Source organism: Cellulosimicrobium sp. NPDC057862, assembly GCF_042797035.1.
Taxonomy (GTDB): Bacteria; Actinomycetota; Actinomycetes; order Actinomycetales; family Cellulomonadaceae; genus Cellulosimicrobium.
Window position 1 is genome coordinate 28,770 of sequence record NZ_JBHVMH010000025.1, and the last position, 12,037, is coordinate 40,806.

Annotated in this window: 7 protein-coding genes; 3 read left to right on the plus strand and 4 right to left on the minus strand. The window is 77.0% G+C overall.

Annotated features, from left to right (window positions below; all coding sequences use genetic code 11):
- Positions 1-24: 24 nt before the first annotated feature.
- The 3 genes from ACFVN3_RS19470 to ACFVN3_RS19480 form a co-directional block, all read right to left on the minus strand.
- Complete coding sequence (locus tag ACFVN3_RS19470) at positions 25-3,600, minus strand: UvrD-helicase domain-containing protein (RefSeq protein ID WP_378234637.1); 3,576 nt, start codon at positions 3,598-3,600, stop codon at positions 25-27.
- Entirely contained in the window at positions 3,597-7,019 is a 3,423-nt protein-coding gene (locus tag ACFVN3_RS19475; RefSeq protein ID WP_378234638.1) for a PD-(D/E)XK nuclease family protein, read from the minus strand. The genes ACFVN3_RS19470 and ACFVN3_RS19475 overlap by 4 nt, the downstream gene beginning before the upstream one ends.
- A gap of 64 nt (positions 7,020-7,083) precedes the next feature.
- Positions 7,084-7,998: a DUF3152 domain-containing protein gene (locus tag ACFVN3_RS19480; RefSeq protein WP_378234639.1), complete on the minus strand. Its 915-nt coding sequence runs from the start codon at positions 7,996-7,998 to the stop codon at positions 7,084-7,086.
- Between the two features lie 111 nt (positions 7,999-8,109).
- Between ACFVN3_RS19480 and ACFVN3_RS19485 the strand changes: the two genes are divergently transcribed.
- Entirely contained in the window at positions 8,110-8,895 is a 786-nt protein-coding gene (locus ACFVN3_RS19485) for a TetR/AcrR family transcriptional regulator (protein WP_378234640.1), read from the plus strand.
- 94 nt (positions 8,896-8,989) lie between these two features.
- Entirely contained in the window at positions 8,990-9,214 is a 225-nt protein-coding gene (locus ACFVN3_RS19490; protein ID WP_047234756.1) for a DUF3107 domain-containing protein, read from the plus strand.
- Positions 9,215-9,271: 57 nt separating this feature from the next.
- Here the strand turns inward: ACFVN3_RS19490 and ACFVN3_RS19495 are convergent, their stop codons facing one another.
- A complete protein-coding gene (locus ACFVN3_RS19495) occupies positions 9,272-9,985 on the minus strand; it encodes a ferritin-like fold-containing protein (protein ID WP_378234641.1) in 714 nt (237 codons plus the stop codon).
- A 243-nt stretch (positions 9,986-10,228) separates the two neighbouring features.
- On the opposite strand from ACFVN3_RS19495, the gene ACFVN3_RS19500 reads away from it, so the two are divergent.
- The gene (locus ACFVN3_RS19500) at positions 10,229-11,917 is read left to right on the plus strand and encodes a DEAD/DEAH box helicase (RefSeq protein ID WP_378234642.1); all 1,689 of its coding nucleotides are present in this window, start codon (positions 10,229-10,231) and stop codon (positions 11,915-11,917) included.
- Positions 11,918-12,037 lie beyond the last annotated feature (120 nt).

Sequence of the window (12,037 nt, forward strand, 5' to 3'; positions counted from 1 at the left end):
CCGCGCGCGGGTCCGGTCCGCGGGTCAGCCCGCGAGCAGCGCCTCGATCTCCTCCTCGCCGAGGAGCCGGCGTGGGCGCACGGTCTCGTCGGACGCGACGTAGTAGAACGCGGCGTTCACCTTCTCGAGCGGCAGCCCTGTCCACCGCGACCACGCGAGCCGGTAGACCGCGAGCTGCACCTCGCGCACGCCGCGCGCGGCGGCGTCCGACGGCGCCCGTCCCGTCTTCCAGTCGACGACCACGACGGCGTCGCGCGCCCCTCCGGCGTGCTCCGGTCGCTCGGGGAACACCGCGTCGATGCGCGAGCGCAGCACCGTGTCGCCGACCGGGGTCTCGACGTCGACCTCGACCGCGACCGGGGTCCTGGTCGCCCACTGCGACGCGAGGAACGTCCGCTGCAGGGTCTCGAGATCTGCGTCCGGGTCGAGGTCGTCGTCGTCCGCACCGGGGAGGTCCTCGACGTCCAGGAGCGAGGACGTCGTGAAGTAGCGCTCGGCCCACAGGTGGAACCGCGTGCCCCGGCGCGCGTGCACGGTGGGCTCGACCGGGACGGGGCGCCGCAGGTGCAGCGCGTACTCGTCGCGGTCGGCCGCGAGCCGCACCAGGCTCGACGCCGACACGTGCGCCGGGAGCTCGACCTCTCGGCCGGAGCGCTCGGCCCGCTCCGCGAGCAGGACCCGGGCGAGCGCGACGAGGTCGCGCCCCTCGGCGTCGACGAGCACGCCCGTGGGGGCGGTGAGCCCGACAGGGCCCCTCTCGGCCTCGTCGGCGGCCGGGCCCGACGCGGAGCCAGGAGCGGGCGTGCCCGGCGCCGGGCCGAACGCACCGAGATCGGGCTCGGAGCCACCGCACGGCTCGCCGACGGGACGTCGGGCGCGCACCTCGCGGGCGCGCTCGACGGCTGCCGCGGTCCGGCGCAGGACCGCGCGCGCCGACCCGACGGGGGCGTCGTCAGGCACCGGCCACTCGCCGGTCACCTCGACGTCCTCGAGCGGGTTGGTGTCGTCGGGACCGGGTGGTGCCGACCAGCCGTCCGCCGCCACGACCCCGGACTCCACGAGCTCGAGGAGGAACGGCGAGAGCACGCGCGGGCGCGAGCCGGTCTGCCACCACGACGCCGTGAGGTACAGCTCGCGGCGCGCCCGGGTGAACGCGACGTAGGCGAGCCGGCGCTCCTCCGCGAGCTGGTGCTCGCCGCTCGCCGCGCGGAACTCGTCGCGTCGCGCGACGAGCTCCTTGGTGTCGGACGCGAGGTCGAACCGGAACTCCGGCAGGTCGGCCGCGTCGCCCCGCAGCGGGTACGGCAGCTGGCTCACGTCGGTGAGCCACCCGCTGTCCGCGCGCACCCCGGAGGACGACTGCGCCGTCGTCGGGAACACGCCGTCGACGAGCCCGGGGACGACGACGACGTCCCACTCGAGCCCCTTCGCGGCGTGCGCGGTGATGACCTGCACGGCGTCCGGGTCCGGCTCGCGCACCGGCAGGTCCAGCCCGTTCTCGCGCGTCGAGGCGACCCCGAGCCACGCGAGGAACGCACCGAGGGTCACGACGTCCGCCGTCTGGGTGAACGTCGCGGCCACGTCGCGGAAGGCGTCGAGGTGCTCGCGCGCCCGGTCGCTCACGGCCTCGGGGTCCACGAGCCGGCGCGACGCGAGCAGCGCCTCGTTCGTCACGGCCTCGACGTCGAGACCGAGCGCTCGCTCCGCCTCGACGACGAGCTCCGGCAGCGACAGGTAGGTGAGCCCGCGCAGCGCCCGCAGGGTGCGCGACAGCGCCGCGAGGCGCGCGCGCCCCGGCGCCGTGAGCGTGCGGCCGTCGCCGGCGGGCTCGCCCGGGTCCGGCAGGTCGTCCAGGGCGTCGACGATCGAGCGGTGGTCGGCGACGTCGCCCTCCACGACCACGAGGTCGGCGCCGTCGCCGCCTGCCGGCCCCCCCGCGCGCCGGCGCGACCCGAGCGCGCCCTCGTGCCGCGCGAGGTCCGCGGCGCGGCTCCCGAGGGCGTGCAGGTCCGCCGACCCGAGGTTGAGCCGGGGCCCCGTGAGGAGGCGGACGAGCGCGTCGCCGCGCGACGGGTCGTGCACGGCCTCGAGGAGCGCGACGACGTCGACGACCTCCGGCGTCGTGAGCAGACCGCCGAGGCCGACGACCTCGACGGGCAGTCCCCGGCGCCGCAGCGCGACCTCGACCGCGGCGAACTGGCTGCGCTTGCGGCACAGGACCGCCGCGGTGACGCGCCCGCCCGGGGCGCCCGCGGGCCGCCAGCGTGCCGCGACGAGCTCGGCGACGGCGGCGGCCTCCTCCTCGGCGGTCGCCGCCACGTGCGCGGACACCGTGCCTGGGCCGGCGCCCGGGCGCAGCGCGAGCGCCGGGACCTCGACCCGGTCACCTCCCGCCCCCGTCGCCCTGCGCAGCGGGCCCGCGGTGACGTTCGCCGCCGCGAGCACCGCGGCGTCGTTGCGCCACGACGTCGACAGGAAGCGCACCGCCGACCGGTCGCCCGTCGCCCGCGGGAACCGCTCGGGGAACCGCGCGAGGCCGCCCGCGCTCGCGCCGCGCCAGCCGTAGATCGACTGGTGCGGGTCGCCGACGGCCGTCACCGGGTGCCCCCCGCCGAACAAGCCCGCGAGGAGCTCGACCTGCGCGTGCGACGTGTCCTGGTACTCGTCGAGCAGGACGACGCGGAACCGCGCTCGCTCCGTCTCCCCCACGACCGGGACCTCGCGCGCGAGGCGGGCCGCGAGCGCCACCTGGTCGCCGAAGTCGAGGGAGTCCGTGGCACGCTTGCGCCGCCGGTACTCCGCGACGACGTCGAGCAGCCGGACGCGCTCCGCGACGTCGCCGACGAGCTTCTCGACCTCCTTGGTCCGGGCCTTCTGCCGCGGCCCGAGCGGGAGCGCGTCGAGCTGCTCCACGATGTCGGCGAGCCGGTCCCGGGCCTCGCCCGGCTCGAGGAGGTGCTCGTCGAGCGCGCCCGACAGGCCGAGGACGGCCGCGACGACCGTGCTGAGCGCGCGGTCGGTGCCGAGGTCGTCGTCCCACCCCTCCACGACCTCCGACGCGAGCTGCCACTGCTGCGCCTCGCCGAGGAGCCGTGCCCCGGGCTCGACGCCCACGCGCAGGCCGTGGTCGCCGACGAGAGAGGCGGCGTACGCGTTGTAGGTCGCGACCGTGGGCCGGTCGAGCAGCGAGAGGGCGGACGACGCGCCGCCACGGGCGCGCGCGAGCTGCGCGAGCCGCACCTGGACGCGCTCGGACAGCTCGCCCGCCGCCTTGCGCGTGAAGGTCAGGCCGAGCACCGCGTCCGGCGCGACGAGCTCGTTCGCGATGAGCCAGACGACGCGCGCCGCCATGGTCTCCGTCTTGCCCGAGCCCGCCCCGGCGACGACGAGCGTCGGCTCGAGCGGTGCCTCGATCACCTCGACCTGCTCCGGCGTCGGACGGGGCCGCCCCAGCAGGTCCGCGATCCGCGTCGCGGACAGCGTCGGGCGTGGCGGCTCAACCACGGGTGTCGTGGCCTCGGGCGCGACCACCACACCGTCGGCGGCGACCAGCCGGACCGACGGCGTCGGCTCCGGGAGCTCGAACAGCTCGCTGCTCACGCGACCACCCTCCTGCCCTCGGGCTGCACCGGGCACGCGCGCCGCACCGGGCACATCTCGCACAGCCCGTTCTGGCGGGCCGTGAACGTGGCCGCCGACATCGTCCCGGCGGCCTCCTCGACGAGGTCGCGCGCCCAGCTCGAGCCGTCGGGCGCCGGGTCGAGGGCGGGCTGCGGGACGACGGCAGGGCCGACGTGCGTGCTCCCCACGTAGACGAGCTGCGCCCCCGCGCTCCGCGTCCCCTCGGGCACGTCGAGCGCGCCCGCCTCGACCGCGAGCTGGTACGCGCCGAGCTGCGGGTGCTCGGCGCCCTCCGCCTTGGTCGCGGTACGCCGTCCCGTCTTGAGGTCGACGACGCGGACCTTGCCCTCCCCCGCGGCCTCGACCCGGTCGATCGTCCCGCGCAGGCGCGCCCGCCCCACGGTCACGTCGAACGTCGGCTCGACGAGGAGCGGCTCGCCCGCCTGGGCCACGTAGGCCGCGAGCTTCTCGATCATGCGCTCCGCACGACGGCGGAGCTGGCGCGTCGGCCAGCCTTCCGGCAGCGCGAGCTCCGCCCAGCGGCGGTCGAGCTCCGCGCGCAGCTCGGCGAGCGAGCCCGACGGGTGGGTCTCCGCGATCGAGTGCACGAGCGTGCCGAGGCTCTGGTGCGTCGCGTCCGGCGCCGTGCCGCCCGCGGCCTCGAGCGACCACCGCAGCGGGCAGGTGGAGACGGTCTCGACCTTCGACGGCGACACCGTGACGATCTCCTCCGCACCGCGCAGGGGTGCGGCGCTCGACACGCCCGCCACGCCGTACCAGGTCTCCGGCCGGGCCTCCGCGACACCGAGCTCGCCCAGGTCGGCCAGGAGGGTCGCCGCGGCGACGGCACGCGCGTCGCTCTCCCCCGCCGCACCGGTGGACGCACGGGCCTCGAGCGCCGCCGCCTCGACGAGCACGCCGCGTGCGGCGGCGACGAGGCCCCGCAGGTCGAGCGGGGCACCGACGCGCACGTGCCGGCGCGCGTCCGGGTCCGCGCCGGGGGCCTGGGCGGCCCCCGGACCACCCGTCGCCGTCGGCCGCGGGGACCCGTCGTCGGGCCCGTCGGTGCCGTCCGGGCCCTCCTCCGGCCTCTCGGGCGCGGCGGGCGGGACGACGAGGTCGCAGAACACCGACGGCGCCTCCTCCGCGTCCTGGACCGCCGTCACCACGAGCCGCCGGGTCGCGCGCGACGTCGCGACGACGAACGCCCGCAGCTCGTCGGCCAGCACCTGGGCGCGCGCCTGCGACCCGACGCCGTGCGCGTCGTGCGCACGCCCCGCGAGGAGCTCGACGAGCGCCTGCGACCCGAGCAGCGAGTCGCGCAGGCGCAGGTCGGGCCAGACGCCGTCCTGCACTCCCGCGACCACGACGACGTCCCACTCGCGCCCCGCGGCGCCCGCCGGGGTCAGCGCCGCCACGGCGTCCGCGCCGCTCGCGCTCGCCGCGAGCGAGTCGGCGGGCAGGTCCTGCGACGCGAGGTACTCGACGAACGCCTCGGCGGGCGCGCCGGGCATGCGGTCCACGAACGTCTCCGCCGCGCGGAAGAGCGCGAGCACCGCGTCGAGGTCACGGTCCGCGCGCGCCCCGGCCGGTCCGCCGTCGAGCGCCGCCGACCGCCACCGCTCCGCGAGCCCGGTCGCCGCCCACACCGCCCACAGCACGGTCTGTGCCGTCGCCCCGGGCTCGGTCGCCGCCGCCCGGCCCGCCGCGAGAGCCCGCGCGACGGCGACCGGCCCGCGGCGCACGGTCGGGGGCAGCGTCGCCGCGCGTGCCGGGTCCAGCAGCAGCTCGACGAGCAGCGCGTCCGACGAGCGCCCGCCCCCGCCCTCGAGCTCCTCGGCCCGCAGCGCGCGCCGCAGCCGGCGGAGCGCGACGACGTCCAGGGCGCCGACCGGCGACGTGAGCAGCGCCGCAGCGGTGAACGGGTCCAGGGCCTCGACGTCGTCCGCGTCCGCGACGCACACGCGGACCGCGGCGAGCAGCGGCGCGACCGCCGGCTCGTCGCGCAGCGGGACGTCGGAGCCGAGCAGCGTGACCGGCACCGAGGCGGCCACGAGCTCGCGGCGCAGCGCCGCGAGGCGGGTCCCGGTGCGGGAGACGAGCGCCATCCGGTGCCACGGGGTGCCGTGCAGCAGGTGCTCGGCCCGCAGCTCGCGCGCCACGAACGCGGCCTCCTGCGCGACGGCCGAGAGCACGACGACCTGGACGGGCGCGGCGGTCCCGGGCTCGGCGCCCGGGCCGGCCCCCGACGGCACGCCGGGCGGACCGGCCGCGTCGCCCGCGCCGACCGGGACGCCCCGGGGGGCAGCGCCGCGGTGCACCGCGCCGGCGACGGTACCGACCTGCGCGGCGACCCGGCGCGTCACGTCCCGCAGCGCGGCGTCCTGCCGCCACGCCGTGCCGAGCACGGCGACGCGCGCGCCGAGCTCGCCCCGCCGGGCCCCGTCCCGGCGCGCGGGCGCCGAGGCGCGGCCGACGAGTCCCGGGCTCGCGCCGCGGAACGTCTGCACCGCCGAGTCGGGGTCGCCGAGCAGCACGAGCCGCGCGCCGTCGTCGTGCAGCACGTGCAGGAGGCGCGCCGTCGCGACCGTGGCCTCCTGGTAGTCGTCGACGACGACGAGGTCCCAGCGCGGCCGGGCGGCGTCAGGCACCTCGTCGTCCCACGCGAGGAGGGCCTCGGCCGCCTCGTCGACCACGATCGCCGGGTCGAACCGGGCGCCCGCGTCCGGCGTCCCCGAGCGCAGCGCGGTCACGTCGAGGTACTCCGCGAAGAGCTGGGCGCCCAGCGACCACTCGGGTCGCTCGTAGCGGTCGCCCAGCGCGGCGAGGTCCGCGGGCGTCAGGCCGCGCTCGGCGGCACGCATGAGGAGGTCGCGGAGCTCCTGGCGCAGGCCCCGGAGCCCGAGCGCCTCCTCCGGCAGGCCGGGCGGCAGGACCAGCGGCGAGCCCAGGTGCGCGAGGTCGCCCTCGAGGTGGCCCTCCAGCAGCTCGGAGAGCACGAGGTCCTGCTCCGGTCCGGAGATGAGCGTCGGGACGGGCTCCCCCAGCGCGGCCGCACGCTCTCGCAGCACGGCGAAGGCCGCCGACGCCGCGGTGCGCACCATCGGTGCCCCGACGGTGCGCCGCGCGCGGGCCGACAGGCGGTCGCGGAGCGCCGCCGCCGCGCGGCGCGACGAGGCGAGGAGCAGGACGCGCTCGGGGGCGAGGCCGGCGGCGAGCGCCGCGAGCACGACCTCCTGCGCGACGAGCGTCTTCCCGGTGCCGGGCGCCCCGACGACGAGCGTGGCCCCCGGGCCCGCGGCCGCGGCGAGCGCCGCCCGCTGGGAGTCGTCGAGCGTGACGTCGGCCTCGTGGTCGCGAGGCCGCGCGACGAGGCGAGGGGCGGTCGTCCGGGGCACGGACCCGATCCCATCACGTGCCACCCACACCGCGGGCATCGCCGACGGCGCGGCGAGGCCGCCGCTACGGCACGGGCCACCCGTTGGTCAGGCACCCCTGCGCCGAGATCGACTGCTGCACCATCACCGGCGCGACAGCGCCCGGGGCCGGGCAGTCCTCGTGGCCGTGCCCGAGCACGTGACCCACCTCGTGGTTCACCAGGTACTGGCGGTACGTCGCGACGTCGTCACCGAAGTCGGGGGCGCCGAGCACCCAGCGCTCGAAGTTGAGCACCGCGACCCCGGTCACGGAGTTGCCGCACGAGTACTTCCCCTCCGTCGCGAGCGGCGCGCACATCCGGTCGGTCGTCGCGGGGCTCGCGAGCACGACGCGGATCGACGCGTCGTCGGCCGCCGTCCGGGAGAACGTCACGCCGTCGGGGCCCGACCACCCGCGCGGGTCGTTGAGCGTGGCGAGCACCGCCGTCGCGAGGACCTCGCCGTCCAGGGGCAGGCCCCGCTCGAATTCGACCCGCACGGACCGCACGGTGCCCGCGCCGGGCGCCGGGGCCTCGCCCGGGACGACGTCGAGCGTGCCCCCCAGGTCGGGCTCGACGACGACGTCGCCCAGGAGACCCGAGCCGGGCTCGGCGACCGGCGCGGCGGGCGTCGTCGGCGTGGGTTCCGGCACCGGCTCCTCGGTGGCGGCCGCCGGAGGCGGGTCCGCGGGAGCGAGCGGGACGACCACGTCCGGACGCGGGGCGACGCGCTCGTGGAGCTCCGGCCCCTGCACGACGTCGCCCGCGCGCTCCGCGCCGGACCGGCTGACCGCGTCGGCCTCGTCGCGCGCCGGAGCGGGCGGGTCCTCGCGGTCCGCCGAGACGGGCGCGGTCGCGCGCGGGACGTCCCACACCTCTGCCGTGGCGGCGCCGCCGCCGAACCCGACCACGAGGCAGGCCGCGACCGCGGCGCCGTGCCGCACGCCCCGGGAGCGCTTCACGCGAGCTGTCGACGGTCGGTTCGGGGGGGTATGTCTGTCGGGCACCCGCCCATCGTCCCACTCCTCGCGACGCCCGGTCGACACCGGCCGCCGTTTCCGTATCCTCCCCCCATGACCGGAGCCAGCGAGGGACGCACGCGCGGCACGGCCGGGCCGCCCGTCGTCGCGCGCACCCGGATGCCCCGGGACGAGCGGCGGACGCAGCTCCTGACGATCGCCGAGGAGCTCTTCGCCTCCCACGGCTACCACCACATCTCGATGGACGACATCGCGGACCGCGCCGGGGTCGGCAAGCCCGTGCTCTACCGGCACTTCCCCTCGAAGCTCGACCTCTACCTCGCGCTCATCGACGACCAGGGCGACCGCCTCGTCCGCGCCGTCCACGTCACGCTCGACCCGTTCCGCGAGCCGGCGCCCGGGATCTCCGCGGGCGACCTCGACGCCCTCGCGGTCGACGGGCTCGCCGTCATCGAGGGTATCGTCCGGGCCTACGTCGCCTACGCGCGCACGGCCGGCAGGTCCGCGGCGCTGCTCTTCGAGTCCGACGTCATGCGCGACCCGGTGGTGCGGGCGCGCGTCCTCGCGCCCGACGCCCGCATCGCGGGGGCGTTCGCCGACGTGCTCGTCCGGATCACCGACCTCGACGCCGACGAGGCGCTCGTCGTGTCGCGGACGTGCACGGCCGTGGGTCGGGCGGCGGCGACCGAGGCCGTCCGTCCGGACGGGACCGCGTCGGCCGACGACGTCACCCGGCTCGTCCCGCGCCTCGTCTGGCGCGGCGTGCACGGGATGCTGCGCCGTCCTCGGGCCGTGGCCCCGGACGCCGCGGGGGTGCCGACCGCCGACGTCGCCCCCGGCCCGGACGCCTCGCTCGACGGCTCGACCGCGGGAATCTGACTACTATCGAACGCGTTGTCGCCGGTGGGACGCCCACCGGCGGACCGAGGCCCGTCGTCGCTGCGCCTGGCGCAGCCGCTGTGAGGAGATGTGAGTGGAAGTCACGATCGGTGTGCAGAACCTGGCCCGTGAGCTCGTCGTCGACACGGACCTGTCCGCCGAGGCCGTGGCGACCGCGGTCGCCGACGCGCTCGGCGGCGCCCCCGCCCTCGAGCTGACCGACTCGCGCGGTCGCCGAGTGATCATCCCGACGGCGTCGCTCGGCTACGTCGAGATCGGCACCGAGGAGCAGCGCAAGGTCGGTTTCGGCTCTCTCTGACCGCCACGACCTGACGGTCACCTGCCGCCGTCGCGCCCGGGCGCGGCGGCGGCTTCGTCATGCCGCCAGGCCCAGGCGGTCCATGCGCCGGGAGTGCTCCGCCGTGAGGCGCGAGAAGACCCACGACTGGGTCGCGAGCGCCGGACCGTTGGACGCGGCCTCGGCCGTCGCGTCGATCCCCGCGGCGACGAGGCGCGCGAGCGCGGGCCGCTGGGCGAGGACGACGCCGACGACGCCCAGCGCCTCGCCGACGAGGCGTCGGCCCCACAGCGCGAGCCGGGACGCGAGCACGGGGTCCGCGGCGGCGGCGTCCGCGATGACCGGCGCGTAGCGCTGCGACGGCGTGTCCTGCGTGAGCGCCTCCACGACGACGTCGCGCGACCGCTCGTCGAGGCCCTGCGCGGCGAGCAGGCAGAAGTCGTCGGCGACGCCCTGGCCCACGTACCCCTTGAGGATCCCCTCCCACCACGTGCTGGGGCGGGTACGGGCGTCGAAGTCGTCGAACAGGCCGTCGAAGGCGGTCATGCAGTCGGCAGGGTCCCCGCCGAGCTCGTCCACGCGGACGAGGACACGCTCCTGCCGGTCGAGCATGGCCGCGGCGAGCCGCGAGAGCGCCTGCCGCTGACGCAGAGTCGGCGCGTGCGCGGCGTCGCCCGCGAGGCGCCCGAAGCTCGCGAGCTCGGTGTACGCGACGAGCCCGAGCAGCTCCACCGCGTCGGCGTGGTCCGCCGTGGACAGGGTCGTGGGGCTCGCGTGCTCGGCGTCGCTCATCGGGCCAGGATAGTTCTCCGATATCATGGCGGGCGTACATCGGTTGCCCGGTCGTCCAGACCTCACGCTCGTCACGCGAACGACGACGGCACGGCACGGTCCGCAGCGCGGACCGGGCCACGACATTCACGATCGGCTGCCGGCCACGAGGCGCGTACGACCGCGACCGGGACCCCCTCCCGGTGCCGGGCCCACGACGGGCCCGCGGACGGTCGCGCGTGCCCGAACGAGACAGAGGCACCAGTGACCACCACAGACGCGACCAGCACCGACGCGACTCCTGACGTGAGCGCGGACGCGACCACCGTCGCCGCGAGCGTCCACGCGGACAACACCACCTTCGCCGACTTCGGCGTGCGCCAGGAGATCGTCGACGCGCTCTCCGACGCGGGGATCGTCCAGCCCTTCCCCATCCAGGCGATGACGCTGCCCGTCGCGATGTCGGGGCACGACATCATCGGCCAGGCCAAGACCGGTACCGGCAAGACGTTCGGCTTCGGCGTGCCGCTGCTGCACCGCGTGGTCGCCCCGGGCGAGCCCGGGTTCGACGAGCTCCCCTCCCCCGGCAAGCCCCAGGCCCTCGTCGTCGTCCCGACGCGCGAGCTCGCGGTCCAGGTCGCGAACGACCTCGGCACCGCCTCGAAGCGTCGCTCCGTGCGCATCGTGCAGCTCTACGGCGGCCGCGCGTACGAGCCGCAGGTCGAGGCCCTGACGCGCGGCGTCGAGGTCGTGGTCGGCACCCCGGGCCGCATGATCGACCTCATGAACCAGGGCCACCTCAACCTCACGCGGGCCGCGATCGTGGTCCTCGACGAGGCGGACGAGATGCTCGACCTGGGCTTCCTGCCCGACGTCGAGAAGATCCTGGCCCGCACGCCCGCGCAGCGCCACACCATGCTGTTCTCGGCGACCATGCCGGGCGCCGTCGTCTCGATGGCGCGCCGCTACATGAAGCAGCCGACGCACATCCGCGCGAACGACCCCGACGACGGTGGCCAGACGGTCAAGAACATCGAGCAGGTCGTCTACCGCGCGCACGCGCTGGACAAGGTCGAGATGCTCGCGCGCATCCTCCAGGCCGACGGCCGCGGCCGCACGATCGTGTTCGCGCGGACCAAGCGCACCGCGGCGAAGGTCGCCGACGAGCTCGTCGACCGCGGCTTCGCGGCCGGCTCGATCCACGGCGACCTGGGTCAGGGCGCGCGCGAGCAGGCGCTGCGCGCGTTCCGCAACGGCAAGATCGACGTGCTCGTCGCGACGGACGTCGCGGCCCGCGGCATCGACGTCGAGGACGTCACGCACGTCGTGAACTACCAGTGCCCCGAGGACGAGAAGACGTACCTGCACCGCACGGGCCGCACCGGCCGCGCGGGCAACAAGGGCACCGCAGTCACGTTCGTCGACTGGGACGACATCCCCCGCTGGTCGCTGATCGACAAGGCGCTCGGCCTCGGCATCCCCGAGCCGGTCGAGACGTACTCGAGCTCGCCGCACCTGTACACGGACCTGCACATCCCCGAGGGCACCAAGGGTCGTCTCCCGAAGGACCGGCGCACCCTCGCCGGGCTCGACGCGGAGGAGATCGAGGACCTCGGCGAGACCGGCAAGCGGCACACGCCGGCCGGCGGTTCGCGCGGTCGCCAGGGTGGCCGGTCCGACGGTCGGTCCGACGGTGGGCACCGCCGCTCCGAGGGCGAGCGCGGCCGGTCCGGCGGCCAGGGCCGCTCCGGCGGGCGTCGCGCGGAGGGCGACCCCTCCGGCGGTCGTGCCGAGGGCGAGCAGGCCGACGCCACCGCGGGCGCGCCGTCCGGGAGCGCGCCGTCCGAGGGCGGCGAGCGCCGTCGTCGGTCCCGGAGCCGTCGCCGCACGCGCGGTGGTCGCCCCGTCGAGCAGCAGGGCGGCGCCGACGCGACCGCCCAGCCCGCGGAGTAGCGCGGAGCGTTCCGCAGCCCGACGACGAACCCCGGGTCGCGGCCCCCCCCCCCCCCCCCCGGGGGGGCGGCCCCGGGGGGGGGGGGTTAAACAAATAAGAGCCCCCCAGACCACCCGAGC